Below are 20,051 nucleotides of genomic sequence, written 5' to 3'. Positions count from 1 at the left end.
CCCTATTAATAGCAACAGTGTCAAAAGACAAGCTGTCATAGTTGAATTAATCTAGCAAATAAGAGGGTGACTAGAAGTCACTGCTACACAAACCAAGTCCGCCTACGCGGACTAATAGAAAATTACAGCACACATTTGGTCACTGAAATTATTGAAGTGTCGGCTTGCTTTTGTAACCGCGACTTCTAGTTACCCACACTAGGTTTTTCTCTTTGACGTTCTTGACGTTTACGGTAAAGTTGCGATCCTTTCATGATAAAATTAACTTCGGTTGTGACTGCTTCTCTTCCTCCCTCTTTAGGCGTTAACTTCCAGTCTTGTGCATATTTTTCGGCTGCTTCGTCTAGTTCGCTATCACCACTGGAACGAATTAACCGCACCTGCGTAATAACACCATTATTATCTGTATCAATAGCGATCAATGCAGTACCTTCTGCACCACGCCTCCTGGCTCTATCTGGGTACTTAATTTGACACGAAATACATTCTGCTGCAGGATTTAACTTAGAACTATTTTCTGTTTCGGGTTTGGGTGCGGTAGCTATTGGTTTATTTTCTGCTTCAGCACCATTACCATTACCAGTACCATTACCAGTACCATTACCGTTACCATTACCATTACCATTACCATTACCATTACCAGTACCGTTACCGTTACCATTACCATTACCATTCCTGTTCTGCGGTAACTGTGTGAAAACGGTAGGGTTTGCTGAGGGGATATTGTAGGGACTAATATTGGTTGGAGTTTCTGAATTTAATGGTGGGATATCTATTGGTTTTGTATCTGCTTGGGGTTGAGTAGACGGGAAGTTATTTGAGTTTTCATCTAATTTCTGTATTGGGTTGATTTTTGGTAATTTCAATATGGTCTCAGGTTGAAAATTCGTGTTTTCAATTGGGTCTATTTTTACAGGGTTTTCTATAGTCTCAGGTTGAAAATTCGTGTTTTTAATTGGGTCTATTTTTACAGGGTTTTCTATAGTCTCAGGTTGAAAATTCCTGTTTTTAATTGGGTTACTTTTTGGTAGTTTTGCTATTATTCTGGGTTCAAAATTGGTAACTGTTTGGGATGGTTTAGTGATAAAGTGATTGGTGATTTTTGGTTGGTACTGTTTAGCTATAGGTGGTACAAATGAATTGATTAGACTACTACCTTTTTCTATTGGTATGGAAATTTCTTCGCTGTTATTTCCACTACCGCTACTACCAGAATTGATCTTGACTGGAGATTTTATTTCTGTTGCTGGTTGAACAACTTTTTGGGGTATGGTTTCCAAAATTGTCAGTTCAATTGGTTCTTCTCTAATTTCCCTGACTCTGTGAAAAAACTTATTAATACTTAAAGCTAGTACCCCAATATGCAATGCTACTGAAACAATGAGACTATAGAAAAGAAAAGTTTTCAATGCTTCAGCTTCTTTTTCGCGCTGTTCTATGATAAAACCTGATAACCCCATATTTTATTACTAATTTTGATAATTAATTATTTATTTGATTGAGATTGAGAATACAGTAAAAAATGAAATGAATATGATTAATAGTCCACGCAGGTAGACTTTGTTTGTGTAGTAGCGATTGATTGATAATTGCTATCTACTTTGAAAACAAAGAATATACTAAATTAAGTTCAGTTCACTGCAAATATTTAGCGGGACAAAAAGCCCCGCATATTGTTAAGCCATCAAATCCGATGTAAACTTACTCCTTCCAGTCTTGATCAGCTTGTTCTATTACATAAGCAGCTACATCTTCTATTTGATCTGCTTTTAACTTCTTACCAAAAGCTGGCATAGCTCCTTTGCCCTTAGTAACCTGGGAAATAATTGCTTCAGCAGAGTACATATCGTACTTCTCCAAATCAGCCTTTTTCAAGGTTTTAGCACGATTAACTATATTTCCGCCACCAAGGTGACAAGAAGCGCAATTAGCCTTAAATAATTCTGCTCCATTGGCTGCATCTGCCGCTAAAGCGGGACTACTAAAAGCAACGGTGAAGATAGTTACGCTTAATAGTAATACGGAGATAATCTTTTTCATCAGGTGTTCTCTCTACAACAATGTCTGAGTCAGTGCTAATATCCTCTATAATTCTCATTTGATTTGATTGCATTAGTCAAACGACAGACTGTCAAACTTGGCTCTAATAATTGAGAATTGGAGATTAATTGGTTGATATTTTCAGGGTTTTGGCAAAATGTAAAATTATGTGAATGGAAATTGAAGACTGGCTAAAAGAATCTGTTTATTTTTGATTTGCTAATTGGGTAAGACCTGTTTCTGTCACCCGACAAATCCGCCAATCTTCTAAAATATCTGCTCCCAGATTGCGGTAAAATTCTTGGGCTGATACATTCCAATCTAAAACACTCCATTCTAAACGCCCACAATCCCTTTCTACAGCTATTTGGGCTACTTTGGTTAAAAGTGCTTTACCAATGCCTTGGCGGCGATATTCTGGGGAAACAAAGATATCTTCTAAGTAAATGCCTGGCTTAGTCAGAAAGGTTGAATAATTATGAAAAAATATGGCAAAACCTACAGCCTGACCGTCAATTTCGGCTATAATCGCATCTACATATTTTGGTGAACCAAATAAGTGATCTTTAAGTGCTTCTGCATTACCAATTACAGCATGAGATAGTTTTTCATATTCTGCAAGTCCTTGAATTAATTTAAAAAGCGTTTTTACATCACTAACTTGAGCAAATCGAACAATTAAATTAGTATTAGCAGTCATTAGTCTGTAGTCTCTAGTCTCTAGTCCACAGTTCGTAGTTTATATCCAAATGGACAAATTTTTTTAACCACTGACCACTGACCACTGACCACTGACTAATGACTAATAACTTATACCAACCATCCTTTTAAACGCTTGGCTATGTGGGGACGGCGTAACTTTCGCATGGCCTTACTTTGGATTTGACGGACTCGTTCACGGGAAAGATTAAACATATTACCCACCTCTTCTAAGGTACAGGGTTCGCTGCTGGTGAGTCCATAGCGCAGGGAAATGACATCTTTTTCCCTGGGGGTGAGTACGTCCCCTAAAACTTCCCAAATCTCCTGACGCATCATGTTTTCGTTCATTTTTGCTTCGGGAGACTGGTTGTCTTCATCTTCCAGCAAATCCATTAACTCAGTGTCTTCTTCTTTACCAACACGGTGGTTAAGGGAAAGCGCCTGTCGTCGTAGTTGCTGAAGTTGACGCAGTTGGTGAACCGTAATTTCCAAAGCTTCAGCCATTTCCGACTCCGTTGGGTTACGAGAGAGCTTTTGTTTCAGTTCCCGTTGTGCTTTTTTAAGTTTGTTAAGTTTTTCAACAATATGGATTGGTAAGCGAATAGTTCTGGCATCATTTGCGATCGCTCTTGTAATCGCTTGTCTAATCCACCAATAAGCATACGTAGAAAACTTATATCCTTTATCCGGGTCAAATTTTTCCGCAGCGCGGTTTAAACCCATTGCTCCCTCCTGAATTAAATCTAGAAAAGGGACACCACGATTTAGATATCGTTTCGCAATAGATACTACTAACCTCAGATTAGAACGAATCATTTTCCGTTTAGCCACTCTCCCCTGATACAGGCGGCTTTCCAGTTGTTTTTCCGTCATTTCTAGCTGGGAAGCTAATTCACCTTTACTGGGCTGCGCTCCTGATTCTAATTCTAAAGCGGCTTGTAATTCTTTAACTTCTTCTAAAAATCTCACCCGTCGCGCCAATTCCACTTCCTCATCAGGTTTAAGTAGTGGATAACGCGCCATTTCCTTAAAAAATGCGCCTACAGCATCATCATTTTCGGTTTTATTATATCCCGAAGGACGGGCCGCGGCCATGTCATCACCATTGCGTTCTTCTAATTCCAAGTTTTCGACAATTGAGGTATCTTCATATACTACTTGCTCTAAACTCTCCAGTGATGGTTCTTCATGATCGGTAATATTCTCCAATATTTCCATTGTTCCCAATTCAGCAAGATTCATAGTTTCCTTTAGGGATTGTTGCTTAGTTTGGTACATAATTTTATGACAATGACCTCTTTCAGGCTTGATAGTTTTCCCCTTAGGACAAAATACACCTTATCACTAGCAAAATGATCTCTTTTTGATCATTCCAGATTAGGAATGCAAATCAGTATTTGTCCATGATTTTATCTGTGGCTCGATACAACGTATAATCATTAATGGCTTTAGCATTCATAAGAAATATCTATTTTGTGAATACCAATAGACATATACTCCTTTCTTGTCTCAATTATTAAATATGTTAGCCCCCCCTTGATTATAACTTTAACAAATATCGAGGATGTAAATTAATCAGATCCTATACCCATCCTAAATGATTTGTGAAAAATTTTGTTGGTTGTTGCCTGTAGATATCCTCTGCGTAAAGCTCATAAATCAAGAAGAAATCATATATATTAAATTTTCGTGGCTTTTTGGCAAAGTTTACATTTTTTTCCGGTTTCAGTGAAGAGGGTAATTGAATAAATCGCCATTTTGGTACTAGAGTTATTTCTCTCTACGAATATTTACTAAATGATCCAAAATACAAAAATGGCAACTTAAAATCCGGACAATATTTACTATCTAAAAGCATCTCATCTCGAAAAAAAATTTAATATCTATCAACAGATGGAAAAACCCTATACCTGATTTGGTAAATTCATCTCTGGTTAATTAATAAGAGAATTTATCAGTTACTAACTATTTTCTAGACTATCAAGAAATTAAACTGTTTAATTAGCTAATTACCTCTTATCTATTACCTATTTATTATCATCTAATCCTATATCTAGCGATAGGTTTTAAAAAGAATTATCAACTTACACTTAATTGTTACTAAGCTAATGTAGATAACTTTATTTGCATACTTGACATCAAATACCTGTTGCAGGTATGCTACCAAATAATTGGTCTAGTAAACTACATAAGTTAAAGATTATCAAGTATTATCAATAATTTAAGTATTGTAAAATACTATTTACTTGTAGTCAAACCAAGGGATATAATCAATCAAGCCCGAAAAGAGCCAAGTGCATGAACAAAATATTTGTTTATAAATTCAGAAATTATGTATACTATTAATGCAAAATCATTTGTTATCGCTGTAGCTGAACCTGGAGGATCATATCAGTCTCAAACAACATTATCTCAATGGGTTGAAGTCCTTGTAGACTGTCCAGGATGTTCAGATTTATTTACCTATAAAATACCAGAACATTTACAAATCAAACCAGGGGATATTTTAAGTGTTCCCTTCGGTGGGACACAGGTAGGTGGTGTCGCTATTCGCTTATTAACTCAAACACCCGCAGACTTACCACCAGAGAAAATTCGTGAAGTAGAAGATGTTGTTAGTGAAGGGTTTTTTCCTAGTGGTTATTGGACACTACTCAATCGTGTTGCATCTTATTACTACACACCCCTAATTCAAGTCATTCGCGTCGCTTTACCACCAGGCTTGTTAGGAAAATCACAACGTCGTCTGCGCTTAACTCCCTTGGGTAAAGAAAATATTCCTGTTTACATAAGCCCTACAGCCCAGCAAATAATCACCCTCTTAAACAAAACCCCGACAGCAGACTATAGCTATCACTACATTCAGCAAAAAATTAAAGCCGCGTATCGGGGAATTAGGGAATTAATTCGTTTAGGACTAGCAGAAAACTATTTAGAACCGCCACGACTCACCCAACCGAAATTACAAAAAGCTGTCATATTATTAGATAATAATGATCACGATTTAACACCCCGTCAAAAAGAAATTGTCGAAGTTTTAAGACGACAGGGGGGAGAAATGTGGCAAAATGAGCTATTACAACTTTGTAGTACCAGCACTTCCACACTCAAAGCCTTATTAGATAAAGGTTATATAATAATTGAAGAAAAAGAAATATTACGTAGAGAAACAGGACCCGCAATAGCCGGAGATTGGGCGAAATCCTTAACACCAGCGCAAAATCACGCCTTAGAAACTATTACTTCCTTAACTGGATTTAGTAAAGTATTGTTACACGGGATAACAGGTTCAGGCAAAACGGAAGTATACTTACAAGCCATATCACCCCTACTTGAACAAGGAAAATCCGCCCTCGTCTTAGTTCCCGAAATTGGACTCACACCCCAACTCACAGACAGATTCCGCGCTAGATTTGGGAACAAAGTCCACGTTTATCATAGCGCCCTTTCCGACGGTGAACGTTACGACACCTGGAGACAAATGCTCACAGGAGAACCACAAATCATCATTGGGACTCGCAGCGCCATTTTCGCACCTTTACCCAACTTAGGCTTAATTATCCTGGACGAAGAACACGACAGCAGCTTTAAACAAGATGCTCCCATTCCCACCTATCACGCTCGCACCGTCGCCCAATGGCGAGCCGAATTAGAACATTGTACACTGATTTTAGGTTCAGCAACTCCCTCTTTAGAAAGTTGGGTAAGCAGAAATCAACAATATCTATCATTACCAGAACGCATTCACTCCCGGCCATTACCCCCCGTGGAAATCGTAGATATGCGTCAGGAATTGAAAGAGGGAAACCGGTCTATTTTTAGTAGAAAGCTGCAAGATGCTTTACAACAATTAGAAGCAAAGCAACAACAGGGAATATTATTTATTCATCGGCGGGGACATAGTACATTTGTATCTTGTCGTAGTTGTGGATATGTGTTAGAGTGTCCCCACTGTGATGTATCCTTGGCTTATCATCATGTAGAAGAGGGAGCGCCAGAATTATTACGTTGTCATTATTGTAATTATGGGCGCTTACATCCTCCCCATTGTCCTGAATGCAGTTCCCCTTATTTAAAATTTTTCGGAAGTGGTACTCAAAGGGTAGCGCAGGAATTAACCAAACAATTTCCCCACCTGAAAATAATTCGTTTTGACAGTGATACCACTAGTACCAAAGGTTCACACCGTCAACTCCTCACGAAATTCGCTAATGGTGAAGCCCATTTATTAGTAGGAACACAAATGCTCACCAAAGGCTTAGACTTACCTCAAGTTACCTTAGTGGGTGTGGTTGCTGCGGACGGACTATTGCATTTATCAGATTATCGCGCCAATGAGCGCACATTTCAAACCCTCACCCAAGTTGCGGGAAGAGCAGGAAGAGGAGAAGATCCAGGTAGAGTAATTATCCAAGCCTACACCCCAGAACATCCTATCATTGCAGCAGTGCAAAAACATGATTATCAATCTTTTGCCGAAGAAGAATTAAAACAAAGACAAACCCTTAATTATCCTCCTTATGGGAGATTAATCTTATTGCGGTTAAGCAGTTTAGATCCCATTCAAGTGCAAAACACAGCGCAAATTATCGCCACATTTTTGCAAGACAAAGCAGAATTTGAGATATTAGGACCTGCACCAGCTAACATATTACGAGTAGCCAACCGTTATCGTTGGCAGATATTACTTAAGTTTGCCGCTGACACATTACCAAACCTACCAGACTGGATAGAAGTGCGATCGCTTTGTCCAAATTCGGTTAGTCTAACAATTGATGTAGATCCGATTAATATAATGTAAACTTGAACCTCTTACCTCCGTGTCCTCAGTGCCTCTTTTGTAGGGTGTGTTAGCGACAGCGTATAGTTATATAAGATTTAATTTATTTTGTCTCAGGATGTGATTGGATGATTTTTGGTGGGAACTTGGGGATTTTTCAGGATGTTTTTGAATGATTGTTTTTGAATAATTTAAACGATCTATAAACTACCATCCTGTTAATCCTTTAATCCTGGATATTATCTCGACTTACTTCGACAAGCTCAGTACAAGTCGCTCGATAACCACCTGATTTGTGACAATTAACCCATTCCTAACAAATTCTACGCACTTAAACTTACAACATCTATAAAACGTGCAACTGCAAGATTTTTGCGATTGAGTTTAATTTTTTCAATTTTATGTAATGTTTCTGCTTTTATATAACTTTCACCGCAATGAGGACAACTAATAATAGGTAGATTTTCAATTATTAGTAATTCTTCTCCTTTCCCATAAGTTCTGGTAACGTTGCGGATATGTACACCTTCGCTATTACAAATGTCGCATTTCATATTTCTGTTACCTAATTTTAAACTTGATTATAGTTAATACCAGTCCACAATTGTCATTCCTGAAACTTTGGAAAATTCATTCACATTGTGAGTAACTAGAGTTGCTTGTAATGTGACAGCTATTCCAGCAATTAAAACATCCATTGGACCTATAGGAGTTCCTTTTTGTTCTAAGTCAGCGCGAATTTTAGCAGCAGCAAAAGCAGCATCTCTATCAAAATCAACTAAATTAATGCGGTTTAAAAGTTGTTGCAGTTGTTGGGTGCGTTTTGCGGGTGAATTTGATTTAGCAATTCCTACTTGTAATTCAAAGAGAACAATTGTAGGAATTAAAATTTCTTGGTTTGGTATTTTAGCGAAATTTGCAGCAACTTGTCCCTGACCTTTAAAATAGTAAATTAAAGTGTTGGTATCTAAAACATACATTTTAGAAACTCTCCCTTAAAACATCTTCTCCTGTACTGCTGCGAATTTCTTCTAAACTGGGAAAATCATCTTTCCAAGTTCCAGCTAGTGAATAAACTAATTCTTCCCAAGAGAGATTTTGAGAGTTATTGATATTTTGATTAGTGTTGAGGTGTTTATTACGGATAAATTCTGCAAAGTTGAGAATTTCTTCAGCTTGTGCTGGGGGTAGGGTTTTTACAAGTGCGTAAATTTGGTCAGCTATTGTCATAATTTTTTGTCTGAGTTATTCGGGATATTGATTTTATCTGTGATGTACTAATATTTTAATTTGTCTGATAGCGAAGCGTGGCGTTAGCCATATCAGGATGTCCAGGATTTGAGGATTTACAGGATGTTATTGGATGATTTTTGGTGGGGAGTTGATGATTTTAATTTGTCTGATAGCGAAGCGTGGCGTTAGCCATATCAGGATGTCCAGGATTTGAGGATGTACAGGATGTTGTTGGATGATTTTTGGTGGGGAGTTGGGGATTTTTTAGGATGTTTTTGAATGATTGCTTTTGAATAATTTAAACCATCTATAAATTACCATCCTGTTAATCCTTTAATCCTGGATATCCTGATTCAGACAAATGCAATTTTCATCACCAAACAAACCATCTATAAATTACCATCCTGTTAATCCTTTAATCCTGGATATCCTGATTCAGACAAATGCAATTTTCATCACCAAACAAACCATCTATAAATTACCATCCTGTCAATCCTTTAATCCTGGTTATCCTGATTTGTGACAAATACAACTTTCATCACCAAACAAACCATCTATAAATTACCATCCTGTTAATCCTTTAATCCTGGCTATCCTGATTCAGACTTAATAATTTTCTGTAACCCTTAAATGTTACAGTTTACAAGTCTCGACGCGAGAGAAGAACCCAATCCCACCACCATACAATCCCCACACCCACAAACACAAAATATTCATTTCCCAGAATTCCCGCCTACATTTAAACAACATTGGGAGGTGGCCTTCTGGTGCTTTCTTGTCAAAAGTAATATCTTTGTAGTACAACCATCTCTCATTCTTATCTTTGTAGTACAACCAGTTCCCTCCTTTTCTCCATCCTACCTTATCCCCAAACTTTTCCCAGATGTCTGAGTTATATTCTCTCGTTCCACCAAAACCTTGATAAATTCGTTTCTGCACAGAAAAACCAAATTTACCATCACTGTATTTTACCCACAACTGGTCAATGGTACGAAGGTCTTCACAGGGAAAATTATCAATATTTCCTTCATTTAACCAACCTTCTTTTTCCCGTTTCGCAACTGCTAACATTACCCGCTTTGTTTCCTCGTTTGCTTCTTTCCATTTCCCTTGTGCGAGGTAGTCACGCAGTTTGCTGTAGTCCATTCCACAGGATGATTTTAGTCCCCCCTCCTCGCTTGCGGGGAGGGGGTTAGGGGGTGGGGTTCTTACTTCCCTTGCGGGGTGGGGGTGAGGGGGTGGGGTTTTTACCAAACCCAAATTTTCCCGAAACTTCAACACAGTCTGAGTCCGGTTTTCCGGTTCTATTTCCATCCCTGCTAAAATAGCATCATTCACCCTTTGACTAATGCGAGAATTATAATGTCTTGGCGCTGGTAAAGGTTCATCATCATATTTCCGGTTTTGTGCGGGTACGGGACTAAATTCACCCTCTTGGTTGAGTCCGTCAGCCGTGAGCAGATAATATAAAGTAGCAGCTAAAGCATAAACATCGGTATGGGGTCCAAAACTCCCTTTGCGACGATATTGTTCAATAGGTGCATAACCTTCTGTTAAAGAAGCTGTCATACTTTTAGTAGCAATACTGCGAGTTAAACCAAAATCAATTAAAACCGCTTCTTGTTTATTTTGACGTAAGAGAATATTTGCAGGTTTAATGTCCCGGTGTAAACTACCTTTAGCGTGAACATATTCTAAAGCCTGACCAATTTGATCTATATATAATAGTGCTTCGCTTTCGGTAAGTTGTCCCTTTTGTCTAATATATTGAAATAAAGTTACTCCATCAATATATTCCATCACTACGCCAAAAAGCTCACCTGATTGAATGACTTCATGGACTTTGAGAATATGCTGATGATCAAAACCTTTAATTGTCAAGGCTTCGTTAATAAACTTAACCTGTTGTTCTGCAAAGTCCTCTTGCAATTGCATTTGCTGATTGAGGGTTTTAATGGCGTATAATTTACCCGTGCTAGGTTCTAAGGCTTTGTAAGTAGTCCCAAAACCACCACTACCCAAGGGTTTACCTTGAATGATAAATCTACCGTTATTAATTTGTTGCCCTGGTTGCCAAATAATCATACCCTTGTAGATATGGTAAAGATTAATTGAATTATATCATGGTAGTTATATCATGGCGTTGGTTAGATTCCCGACTTCTTGAGAAATAGAAATTAAGCTACCCCATAACCAGTATAAGGACGTTTGTATGGTGGTTGTAAACCAAAAACAATATCCTCTTTTGGTACTCCCATATTAACTAATTCTTGAGCTAAATCTGTTTCTGTGGTATTTTGTTGAATCCAGATTTTGTTATTCTTAATGTCAAAATGAATGATGCTGTAATAAATTCTTTGGAATCCATTCCATCCTACATACATTAATTGATAATGATCATTATTTGTATCAAAAATTAATTCATTATCTATTTCATCATATTTTGGTTTGTATTTGCCATGTTCTTTGAGAATGGTTTGAATACATTGACGATAATGTTCTAAATTTGCCATTTGACAATTACCTCCGCTATTGGATCATATACTATAATTTTAATGTTATATTTTTCTACTGCTATTTTAGCAAGTCGAGTTTGAAAGAAGGAGATATAAGTATCATTGGGAACTGCTAAATATAATTCTCGTTCTGATTGAGTTTCTTCTAAAATAATTTGATAATTGAGAAATTGTCCTAATGCTGTATGAAAATCACTTACGGGAGAATTGCTTGCAAAACTCTTGATTTCTATAGCAATTTTTTCCTCTCCTTTGTCTGCTGCTATTAGTCTTTCTGCACCTAAATCAATTTTAAGTTTTGTTTCCTCAAGCTGAATTTCTAAAGGATCATGAGTAATTAACCATTGTTCTTTTAATAATGCGTTGACAACTGCTTGATGAAATAAATCTCTTGCTGACATAGTTATTTAGGATTTAATTTATTTGTCTGATAGCGAAGTGTGGCGTTAGCCATATCAGGATGTCCAGGATTTGAGGATTTACAGGATGTTTTTGGATGATTTTTGGTGGGGAGTTGGTGATTTTTCAGGATGTTTTTGAATGATTGTTTTTGAATAATTTAAACCATCTATAAATTACCATCCTGTTAATCTTTTAATCCTGGTTATCCTGATTTGTGACAAATGCAATTTTCATCACCAAACAAACCATCTATAAATTACCATCCTGTCAATCCTTTAATCCTGGTTATCCTGATTTGTGACAAATACAACTTTCATCACCAAACAAACCATCTATAAATTACCATCCTGTTAATCTTTTAATCCTGGTTATCCTGATTCAGACTTAATAATTTTCTGTAACCCTTAAATGTTACAGTCTACAAGTCTCGACGCGAGAGAAGAAATCCTAACCACCAACCTTTATTAAAACACACGCTACTTGCGTAAATCATGTTACCATTCGGGAGGTGGCCTTCTGGTGCTTTCTTGTCAAAAGTAATATTTTTGTAGTACAACCAGTCTTCTCCTTTTCTCCATCCTACCTTGTCCCCGAACTTCTTATTTATTTCCCTATTATATTGTCTCGTTCCACCAAAACTTTGATAAATTCGTTTCTGCACAGAAAACCCAAACTTACCACCACTGTATTTTACCCACAACTGGTCAATGGTGCGGAGGTCTTCACAGGGAAAATTATCAATATCTTTAATATTTAACCAACCTTCCTCTTCCCGCTTCGCAACTGCTAACATTACCCGTGCTGTTTCCACGTCTGCTTCTTTCCATTTCCCTTGTGCGAGGTAGTCACGCAGTTTCCTGTAGTCCATATTAGATGTTTGTAGAGACGTTCCATGGAACGTCTCTACATTAATGGGTTGTTGAATATCAAAATTAATGGGTTGTTGAACTACCAAACCCAAATTTTCCCGAAACTTCAACACAGTCTGAGTCCGGTTTTCCGGTTCTATTTCCATCCCTGCTAAAATAGCATCATTCACCCTTTGACTAATGCGAGAATTATAATGTCTTGGCGCTGGTAAAGGTTCATCATCATATTTCCGGTTTTGTGCGGGTACGGGACTAAACTCACCCTCTTTGTTGAGTCCGTCAGCCGTGAGCAGATAATATAAAGTAGCAGCTAAAGCATAAACATCGGTATGGGGTCCAAAACTCCCTTTGCGACGATATTGTTCAATAGGTGCATAACCTTCTGTTAAAGAAGCTGTCATGCTTTTAGTAGCAATACTGCGAGTTAAACCAAAATCAATTAAAACCGCTTCTTGTTTATTTTGGCGTAAGAGAATATTTGCAGGTTTAATGTCCCGGTGTAAACTGCCTTTAGCGTGAATATATTCTAAAGCCTGACCAATTTGATCTATATATAATAGTGCTTCGCTTTCGGTAAGTTGTCCCTTTTGTCGAAGATATTGAAATAAAGTTACTCCATCAATATATTCCATCACCACGCCAAAAAGCTCACCTGCTTGAATGACTTCATGGACTTTGAGAATATGCTGATGATCAAAACCTTTAATTGTCAAGGCTTCGTTAATAAACTTAACCTGTTGTTCTGCAAAGTCCTCTTGCAATTGCATTTGCTGATTGAGGGTTTTAATGGCGTATAATTTACCCCTGCTAGGTTCTAAGGCTTTGTAGGTAGTTCCAAAACCACCACTACCCAAGGGTTTACCTTGAATGATAAATCTACCGTTATTAATTTGTTGCCCTGGTTGCCAAATAATCATACCCTTGTAGATATGGTGAAGATTAATTGAATTATATCATGGTAATTATATCATGGCCTTGGTTAGATCCCCGACATCTTCAAGAAGTTGGGGATATCCGATGTTATAATGTTAAAAAATTCAAATTATAAGGAGTGGCAATGATGTTGTTAGAATTAAAGCGCATTCATGTACCACCAGGACAAAGAGTTATATTAGAAAATGTGACTTGGAAAGAATTAGAAACAATTATTGAAGAATTGGGAGAACACCGTGCTGCGCGAATTGCTTATGATAGGGGAAGATTAGAAATTATCAGTCCTTTACCAGAACATCAATTTGATAAAGAAATTATTAGTGATTTAGTTAAGGCTTTACTTGAAGAATTAAATATTGAGTTTAGATGTCTTGGTTCTACGACCTTTAAAAATCAATTTATGGCACAAGGTATAGAACCTGATCAATGTTTTTATATTCAAAATGAAGCTGTAATTCGGGGGAAAAAAAGATTGGATTTAACAATTGACCCTCCTCCAGATTTAGCTTTAGAAATTGATATTACTTCCCGTACCCATTTGAATATATATCAAGGTTTAAAAGTTCCTGAAGTATGGCGGTTTGAAAACGGAATTTTGCAAATTAATATTTTACAAGATGGTGTTTATGTGGAATCTAAATCTAGTTTAAATTTTCCTAATTTACCTTTAATTGCAGTTATTCCTCAATATTTAGAAAAAAGTCGAACTATAGGCAGAAATGCGACATTAAAGGCTTTTAGAAGTTGGGTAAATATTGGATAATGATTCTAACAATTGAGAGATTCAGATCTCCGACTTGTTTTATTAATCTTATCATTTACTAACATTAATTATCTGAGAAATCGGGTAACTTTAACCACAAAATAAAATCCTGTAAATCCTGAAATCCTGGGGTATCCTGATTTGTGACAATATTAATGGTGCGTTACGTCGCGTAGTTAATTTATTTGTATATTTTCTCATCTTTTCGCGCTCCTAATGCACCCCACAAACTGTACTACATCTTTTCTGATTTTTTGACTATTCTCAAGTACCAGGTATCGAAAACCCAGAACCGGCAAGACTTTGTGGAAAATTACCTGTTTATAATTCGTAATAGTAACCATCTCAACTTACAAGTCTCAACGCGAGAGAAGACAGCACCAGACCCGCAAAGAGAAGACAGCACGACCTCCCACCCCACCCCCCACAACCAACCCACGTTCCGCGCCTTACCAGGTCTCACCGGGAGGTGGCCTTCTGGTGCTTTCTTGTCATAAGTAATATCTTTGTAGTACAACCAGTAGCCTCCCTTTCTCCATCCTACCTTGTCCCCGAACTTCTCCCATATTTCCAAATTATATTTTCTCGTTCCACCGAAACTTTGATAAATTCGTTTCTGCACTGAAAACCCAAATTTACCACCACTGTATTTTACCCACAACTGGTCAATGGTACGGAGGTCTGCACAGGGAAAATTATCAATACTTTTATCATCTAACCAACCTTCCTTTTCCCGCTTCGCAACTGCTAACATTACCCGTGCTGTTTCCTTGTCTGCTTCTTTCCATTTTCCTTGTGCGAGGTAGTCACGCAGTTTCCTGTAGTCCATTCCACAGGATGATTTTAGTTCCCCCTCCTTGCTTGCGGGGAGGGGGTTAGGGGGTGGGGTTCTTACTTCCCTTGCGGGGAGGGGGTTAGGGGGTGGGGTTCTTACTTCCCTTGCGGGGAGGGGGTTTAGATCTTGTAAAACTTTTTCAGCAGACTGATAACGCTGTTGAGCTTCTTTTTGTAATAGCTGATCTAAAATTTGCCCTAATTCTGAACTCAGGGGTGATTGTAAATGATTACGCCATTCTTTTACCCATTTATAACCATCTTCCTGCCAAAGTTGCCAAGGGTGAACTCCTGTTAACAAATGAAAACAAGTTACACCAATACTATACAAATCACTAGCAGGATATACTTTACCACCCTGCATCTGCTCTAAAGGCGCGTATCCAAAAGTACCAATTGATGTGCCTGTTTTCACCGTTCCCTGTAATTGCTTGGATGCGCCAAAATCAATTAATATAAATTTGCCATCACTGCGACGACTCATGATATTTTCTGGTTTAATATCCCGGTGAATAATACCTTGATTATGAAATACTGTGAGAACTGGCAATAAATCCTGTAATAAAGTGCGGATTTTTGACTCGTTGAATATTCCCTGATTTTCTAATTCTGTGAGTAAATTCTCACCATCAATAAATTGTTGTACCAAATACAGGCGACTATTTTCTGTAAAATAGGCTAGTAAGGCGGGAATTTGGGGATGTTCACCGAGTTGTTGTAATTGCTGTGCTTCTTGTAAAAATAATTCTGTAGCTTTTTTTAGTCCCGCTGTTCCCTGGGTTTGGGGTGCCAGTTGTTTAACTACGCACTTTTCGTTTAATTTGTCAATATCTACCGCTAAATAAGTTTTAGCAAATCCTCCACCACCCAAGGGTTTAACTGGTTGATAGCGGTTTCTCAACACTACTAAGGGAACTCCGCAGTTGGTACAAAATTTGGTCTGTTCAGGAAGGGGTGGGTTATGACACTCCGGGTTGAGACAGCATATCTGGTTCATAGCTGGGTGGTGGTAGATACAGCAGAGATTAATTTAAGTATATTCTCATCATTTATGCTGATGATTATATCATGACCCAGATCCCGGAGTTCTTGAAGAAGTTCGGGATCTGAAAGGTTAAGCTACAACTTCCGCTGGTTTTACTTCCGGTAATAAGCGTTTCACACCTTGCTTGACAAAGGCTTCCAAAATAGCCATTTTCTGGTTTTGTTGGAATACTGTTGGTAAAACTTGACGTAATTTCTCCAGATTTAAGGCATCTCCCGATTCTAAAGCAATTTCTTGCTCTTGGAAATATTCTATTAAACTTAATCCTGCTACTCTGGTTAGGTAAGCAGCGCTAACTCCCTCTACCATTCCCCCAGCGACAAAGGTAGCAACATTAGTTTTCAGAATACCCGTTACAGCTTTAGTTGAAAGTTCCACCAAACCTAATTTCCACATCAAACTTCCCATGGTTCTGGCTATTTGTTGTCCTTGTTCCCAGGAAATTTTCTGCTGATAAATATTACCCAGGTCTATCACCATTTGAGCATTAATGGCCGCAGTGGCGAGAAGATCCAACCCTGGGACAGGGTTAGCAAAGTTCGCTGCCGCTGCAATCCATTGGTATTGTTCTATAATCGGTACGGAGCGATCGCGTCTCAGAACATTTAAACAATTTTTAGCTTGACTCTTCAGCAATAATACTTGACGATGTGTGGTATTACAAACTAGTTGCTCCCCTTGTTGTCCAATCAGTTCTAACTGTTGTGTTAACTGCTGGATATCTGGGGTTGGTTGTTCTATCCATTCCTGGAAAGAACCATCTTCTTGATGTTTTCGCACTTTCACAGCTACCGGACAGGCCGCAGTCCCAACTACATTTACACCCAGGCGCTGTTTTAATGATTGTAAAACTGTAGCGCGTTCTGAAGGTTGATATTGATCTTGTTTGTTGAAAACCAGCAATGTGGGCTGTTTTGCGGTTTTTAATTGTTCCCAAACCTGAAATTCTGAATCGGTCAGATCACCATTAGTCAGAAATAAGACAACATCAGATTTCTGAATTTCTGATAAAGTAACGACATCAGAATTTTCACCAAGTGCCGAAAATAAAGCCACTGTTTCCGTAAAATGTAAAGACATTCCTGTGGAAATTGAGGTATTTTTCAGAACTTTGATAATCGTACTTTTACCTACGGATTTGCCGCCAGTAACCGCCACGGTAATTTCCTTTCTTGCCAATTCTAAAGGCAATTTAGCGAGATTTTCGCGGAGAATTGCTAAAGAAGGATGATCAGCTGATTCTTGAGCAATTTGATTAATTATTACATTTGTTTGGGCGATCGCTTGGACTACAGCCCTGGGATCTACAAGTATATCCCAAGGCTGTTCACCTAATGGGGGCTGATTTTTCCGCAATAACCATAAACCCCCACCAACAGCCAAAGCAGTCAAAATTCCCAACTCTCCTACTTGAACTATTGAATCATGCCAACTGTCTAACATCCACAGGGAGAACGATAGTCCTAGTCCTCCCACTAATATTGGTCGCTGTAACTTCACAATTTGTGATTCTCCACGCCAGGAAAAGGCTTCTACTTCACTTTAGTTCAAAATCTACCACTCGGATTGCCGTTGGTGAACAAACGTCTTTTTGTCCTAGAAACTAGCAACGGGTTAAAAACATTCTTTCTGCTGCTTATAAACAGTACATCAATTTTTTTTGATGAATTTTTACATCTTCATGGTAGAGTAAACCTTGACATATCAATTTTTTTTGAAATGAGAAGCAAACAGGCTTAATAATCTACTCACTAATTATACAGGTTAAATCAGTGAAGAAAACAGCAAAAAAATTAGTCTTAGCTCTGGGAATGCTAATATTGACAACTAGTTGTACAACTACGTCTAATTCTACTAATTCTACTGATAATATTCAGCCTAACTCCACCACAGAGGGGGTTATTAAAGTAGATGGTTCTAGTACAGTATATCCTATTACCCAGGCTGTAGTCAAAGCATATCAGGCTAATTCCGAAAACAATAGTCAGGTTAAAGTAAGTATTTCCGGTACTAGCGGTGGTTTTGAAAAATTTTGTCAAGGCAAAATAGACATCAATAATGCTTCGCGGCCAATTAACCAGTCGGAGATGGCAGATTGTAAAAAAAAAGGCATAAGCTACATGGAATTACCCATAGCTTTTGATGCCTTAACTATCGCTGTTAACCCCCAGAACACCTGGGCAAAAGATATCACAATAGCCGAATTAAAAAAAATCTGGGAACCCAGCGCTGAAGGAAAAATTACAAAATGGAATCAAGTACGCGCTTCTTGGCCAGACCGTCCAATCAAATTATACGGCGCTGGTGATAAGTCTGGGACTTTTGACTATTTTACCGCAGCAATTGTTGGTAAAGCCAGATCCAGTCGCAAAGATTACATAGCTACTGAAGATGATGAAGTTTTAGTGGCAGGTATCAGTAAAGAACCTGAAGCTTTAGGGTACTTTGGTTATGCTTACTATGCAGAAAACAAAGATAAGTTAAAAGTCGTAGCAGTTAATAGTGGCAAAGGTGCTATTTTACCATCACCAGAAACAGTAGAAAAAGCTAAATATCAACCACTTTCTCGACCTTTATTTATATATGTGAATCTTTGGTCTAGTAAAAACAAAACTGTGGTTTATAAATTTGCCGATTTCTACATTAAAAACGCTGCAAAAATAGCTAATTCTGTGGGCTATGTTCCTTTATCAGAGGAAGCTTACAAACTTGATTATGTTCACTTGTACAAAGGTAAAGTCGGAACAGTATTTGGTGGTAAGTCAGAATTTAACCTCACCCTTGGGGAATTATTACGCAAACAAAAGCAATTTTAAGGATTAATAAAAATCATGACAATTAGAGTAGGAATTAATGGATTTGGGCGCATGGGAAGGTTATCCGTTCGTGCTGCTTGGAATTGGCCAGAAATAGAATTTGTCCACATTAATGAAACCAAAGGTGGAACAAAAGCAGCAGCACATTTACTCAAATTTGATTCTGTACATGGGCGTTGGACACCAGAAGTAGAATCTGGAGAAAACCAGGTTATTATTGATGGTAAATACCTACGTTTTACTGAACATTCCCAACCGGGTGAAGTTCCTTGGGAAGACCTTGGTGTTGATATAGTTTTAGAATGTTCTGGTAAGTTTAGAACACCTGCTACCCTTGACCCTTATTTTCAAAGAGGTGTGCAAAAAGTAATTGTCGCTGCACCTGTTAAAGAAGAGGCTTTAAATATTGTCATGGGAGTGAATGATCATCTTTATGAACCTGAAAAACATCATTTATTAACAGCAGCTTCTTGTACTACTAATTGTTTAGCCCCAGTAGTAAAAGTAATTCATGAAGGCTTGGGAATTAAACATGGAGTAATTACCACAATTCACGATAATACTAATACCCAAACTATTGTAGATGCACCTCATAAAGATTTGCGTCGGGCTAGGGCTACAAGTATGTCATTAATTCCCACTAGCACCGGTTCAGCTACAGCTATTGGTTTAATTTATCCAGAATTGAATGGTAAATTAAATGGTTTAGCTGTGCGTGTGCCTTTGTTAAATGCTTCCCTCACAGATTGTGTATTTGAAGTAGTTCGTCCTACCACAGTTGCGGAAGTTAATAGTTTATTAAAAACTGCATCAACCCAAGAACCATTAATAGGAATTTTGGGTTATGAAGAACGTCCTTTAGTGTCTATTGATTATAAAGATGATCCTCGTTCTGCGATTATTGATGCCCTGTCGACAATGGTTGTCAATGAAACTCAAGTCAAGATATTGGCTTGGTATGACAATGAATGGGGTTATGTTAACCGCATGATGGAATTAGCACGAAAGGTGGCTTTAAGTTTGTAGTAATAATGGTTTTTTGTCAAGATTTTGGGGTATTTAATTTACCCCATTTCTCTAACTTTTAACTCGTACTATATTGACAACTTTGAATTTTT

Annotated in this window: 17 protein-coding genes; 4 read left to right on the top strand and 13 right to left on the bottom strand. The window is 37.9% G+C overall.

Annotated features, from left to right (window positions below):
* Window positions 1-185: 185 nt before the first annotated feature.
* The 4 genes from H6F62_RS02940 to H6F62_RS02925 all read right to left on the bottom strand — a co-directional run bounded on the left by H6F62_RS02940 (window position 186) and on the right by H6F62_RS02925 (window position 4,020).
* Window positions 186-1,460: an energy transducer TonB gene (locus tag H6F62_RS02940; RefSeq protein WP_190371302.1), complete on the bottom strand. Its 1,275-nt coding sequence runs from the start codon at window positions 1,458-1,460 to the stop codon at window positions 186-188.
* Window positions 1,461-1,701: 241 nt separating this feature from the next.
* A complete protein-coding gene (gene petJ / locus H6F62_RS02935; RefSeq protein WP_190371301.1) occupies window positions 1,702-2,040 on the bottom strand; it encodes a cytochrome c6 PetJ in 339 nt (112 codons plus the stop codon).
* A 205-nt stretch (window positions 2,041-2,245) separates the two neighbouring features.
* Window positions 2,246-2,740 carry a GNAT family N-acetyltransferase gene (locus tag H6F62_RS02930; RefSeq protein WP_190371300.1) on the bottom strand — a complete coding sequence of 165 codons (495 nt, stop codon included), beginning with the start codon at window positions 2,738-2,740 and terminating at the stop codon, window positions 2,246-2,248.
* A 110-nt stretch (window positions 2,741-2,850) separates the two neighbouring features.
* Window positions 2,851-4,020: an RpoD/SigA family RNA polymerase sigma factor gene (locus H6F62_RS02925; RefSeq protein ID WP_137908575.1), complete on the bottom strand. Its 1,170-nt coding sequence runs from the start codon at window positions 4,018-4,020 to the stop codon at window positions 2,851-2,853.
* 1,054 nt (window positions 4,021-5,074) lie between these two features.
* On the opposite strand from H6F62_RS02925, the gene priA reads away from it, so the two are divergent.
* Window positions 5,075-7,543 (top strand): primosomal protein N', encoded by a 2,469-nt coding sequence (gene priA, locus H6F62_RS02920; protein ID WP_190371299.1) that lies wholly within the window; start codon window positions 5,075-5,077, stop codon window positions 7,541-7,543.
* A gap of 302 nt (window positions 7,544-7,845) precedes the next feature.
* Here priA and H6F62_RS02915 read toward each other — a convergent pair whose 3' ends face one another.
* The 7 genes from H6F62_RS02915 to H6F62_RS02885 all read right to left on the bottom strand — a co-directional run bounded on the left by H6F62_RS02915 (window position 7,846) and on the right by H6F62_RS02885 (window position 13,459).
* A complete protein-coding gene (locus H6F62_RS02915) occupies window positions 7,846-8,076 on the bottom strand; it encodes a type II toxin-antitoxin system MqsA family antitoxin (RefSeq protein ID WP_190371298.1) in 231 nt (76 codons plus the stop codon).
* Window positions 8,077-8,109: 33 nt separating this feature from the next.
* Complete coding sequence (locus H6F62_RS02910) at window positions 8,110-8,502, bottom strand: type II toxin-antitoxin system VapC family toxin (RefSeq protein ID WP_137907040.1); 393 nt, start codon at window positions 8,500-8,502, stop codon at window positions 8,110-8,112.
* Window position 8,503: 1 nt separating this feature from the next.
* Window positions 8,504-8,752 (bottom strand): DUF2281 domain-containing protein, encoded by a 249-nt coding sequence (locus tag H6F62_RS02905; RefSeq protein ID WP_028082181.1) that lies wholly within the window; start codon window positions 8,750-8,752, stop codon window positions 8,504-8,506.
* Between the two features lie 636 nt (window positions 8,753-9,388).
* Window positions 9,389-10,840: a serine/threonine-protein kinase gene (locus H6F62_RS02900; RefSeq protein WP_190371297.1), complete on the bottom strand. Its 1,452-nt coding sequence runs from the start codon at window positions 10,838-10,840 to the stop codon at window positions 9,389-9,391.
* 92 nt (window positions 10,841-10,932) lie between these two features.
* Window positions 10,933-11,268, bottom strand: coding sequence for a XisI protein (locus H6F62_RS02895; RefSeq protein WP_137907043.1), 336 nt, complete (start codon window positions 11,266-11,268; stop codon window positions 10,933-10,935).
* Window positions 11,256-11,672, bottom strand: coding sequence for a XisH family protein (locus tag H6F62_RS02890; protein ID WP_137907044.1), 417 nt, complete (start codon window positions 11,670-11,672; stop codon window positions 11,256-11,258). Before H6F62_RS02890 ends, H6F62_RS02895 begins: the two co-directional genes overlap by 13 nt.
* Before the next feature lie 419 nt (window positions 11,673-12,091).
* Window positions 12,092-13,459, bottom strand: a complete 1,368-nt coding sequence (locus H6F62_RS02885) for a serine/threonine-protein kinase (protein WP_190371296.1) — start codon at window positions 13,457-13,459, stop codon at window positions 12,092-12,094.
* Window positions 13,460-13,602: 143 nt separating this feature from the next.
* Between H6F62_RS02885 and H6F62_RS02880 the strand changes: the two genes are divergently transcribed.
* Complete coding sequence (locus tag H6F62_RS02880; protein ID WP_190371345.1) at window positions 13,603-14,238, top strand: Uma2 family endonuclease; 636 nt, start codon at window positions 13,603-13,605, stop codon at window positions 14,236-14,238.
* Between the two features lie 313 nt (window positions 14,239-14,551).
* Here H6F62_RS02880 and H6F62_RS02875 read toward each other — a convergent pair whose 3' ends face one another.
* On the bottom strand, window positions 14,552-16,069 hold the full coding sequence (locus tag H6F62_RS02875; protein WP_137907046.1) for a serine/threonine-protein kinase: 1,518 nt from the start codon (window positions 16,067-16,069) through the stop codon (window positions 14,552-14,554).
* A gap of 117 nt (window positions 16,070-16,186) precedes the next feature.
* Window positions 16,187-17,617 carry a DUF697 domain-containing protein gene (locus tag H6F62_RS02870; RefSeq protein WP_347238692.1) on the bottom strand — a complete coding sequence of 477 codons (1,431 nt, stop codon included), beginning with the start codon at window positions 17,615-17,617 and terminating at the stop codon, window positions 16,187-16,189.
* A 272-nt stretch (window positions 17,618-17,889) separates the two neighbouring features.
* Here H6F62_RS02870 and H6F62_RS02865 point away from each other — a divergent pair, with 272 nt between their 5' ends.
* Together H6F62_RS02865 and H6F62_RS02860 are read left to right on the top strand one after the other, a co-directional pair.
* On the top strand, window positions 17,890-18,933 hold the full coding sequence (locus H6F62_RS02865) for a phosphate ABC transporter substrate-binding protein PstS family protein (RefSeq protein WP_190371295.1): 1,044 nt from the start codon (window positions 17,890-17,892) through the stop codon (window positions 18,931-18,933).
* Window positions 18,934-18,948: 15 nt separating this feature from the next.
* Window positions 18,949-19,959, top strand: coding sequence for an ArsJ-associated glyceraldehyde-3-phosphate dehydrogenase (locus H6F62_RS02860; RefSeq protein WP_190371294.1), 1,011 nt, complete (start codon window positions 18,949-18,951; stop codon window positions 19,957-19,959).
* Window positions 19,960-20,051: the final 92 nt, after the last annotated feature.

Source organism: Anabaena sp. FACHB-1391, assembly GCF_014696755.1.
GTDB classification, from domain to species: domain Bacteria; phylum Cyanobacteriota; class Cyanobacteriia; order Cyanobacteriales; family Nostocaceae; genus Dolichospermum; species Dolichospermum planctonicum.
Note: the sequence above shows the minus strand (reverse complement) of the source record. Positions and strands in the feature narration are given on the sequence as shown.

What these genes read in the sequence shown, in the direction of transcription:
- H6F62_RS02925 (WP_137908575.1), bottom strand. Translation starts at nt 4,020, where the DNA reads ATGTACCAAACTAAGCAACAATCCCTAAAGGAAACTATGAATCTTGCT.
- H6F62_RS02885 (WP_190371296.1), bottom strand. Translation starts at nt 13,459, where the DNA reads ATGATTATTTGGCAACCAGGGCAACAAATTAATAACGGTAGATTTATC.
- H6F62_RS02910 (WP_137907040.1), bottom strand. Translation starts at nt 8,502, where the DNA reads ATGTATGTTTTAGATACCAACACTTTAATTTACTATTTTAAAGGTCAG.
- H6F62_RS02930 (WP_190371300.1), bottom strand. Translation starts at nt 2,740, where the DNA reads ATGACTGCTAATACTAATTTAATTGTTCGATTTGCTCAAGTTAGTGAT.
- H6F62_RS02860 (WP_190371294.1), top strand. Translation starts at nt 18,949, where the DNA reads ATGACAATTAGAGTAGGAATTAATGGATTTGGGCGCATGGGAAGGTTA.
- petJ (WP_190371301.1), bottom strand. Translation starts at nt 2,040, where the DNA reads ATGAAAAAGATTATCTCCGTATTACTATTAAGCGTAACTATCTTCACC.
- priA (WP_190371299.1), top strand. Translation starts at nt 5,075, where the DNA reads ATGTATACTATTAATGCAAAATCATTTGTTATCGCTGTAGCTGAACCT.
- H6F62_RS02890 (WP_137907044.1), bottom strand. Translation starts at nt 11,672, where the DNA reads ATGTCAGCAAGAGATTTATTTCATCAAGCAGTTGTCAACGCATTATTA.
- H6F62_RS02875 (WP_137907046.1), bottom strand. Translation starts at nt 16,069, where the DNA reads ATGAACCAGATATGCTGTCTCAACCCGGAGTGTCATAACCCACCCCTT.
- H6F62_RS02915 (WP_190371298.1), bottom strand. Translation starts at nt 8,076, where the DNA reads ATGAAATGCGACATTTGTAATAGCGAAGGTGTACATATCCGCAACGTT.
- H6F62_RS02880 (WP_190371345.1), top strand. Translation starts at nt 13,603, where the DNA reads ATGTTGTTAGAATTAAAGCGCATTCATGTACCACCAGGACAAAGAGTT.
- H6F62_RS02895 (WP_137907043.1), bottom strand. Translation starts at nt 11,268, where the DNA reads ATGGCAAATTTAGAACATTATCGTCAATGTATTCAAACCATTCTCAAA.
- H6F62_RS02940 (WP_190371302.1), bottom strand. Translation starts at nt 1,460, where the DNA reads ATGGGGTTATCAGGTTTTATCATAGAACAGCGCGAAAAAGAAGCTGAA.
- H6F62_RS02905 (WP_028082181.1), bottom strand. Translation starts at nt 8,752, where the DNA reads ATGACAATAGCTGACCAAATTTACGCACTTGTAAAAACCCTACCCCCA.
- H6F62_RS02900 (WP_190371297.1), bottom strand. Translation starts at nt 10,840, where the DNA reads ATGATTATTTGGCAACCAGGGCAACAAATTAATAACGGTAGATTTATC.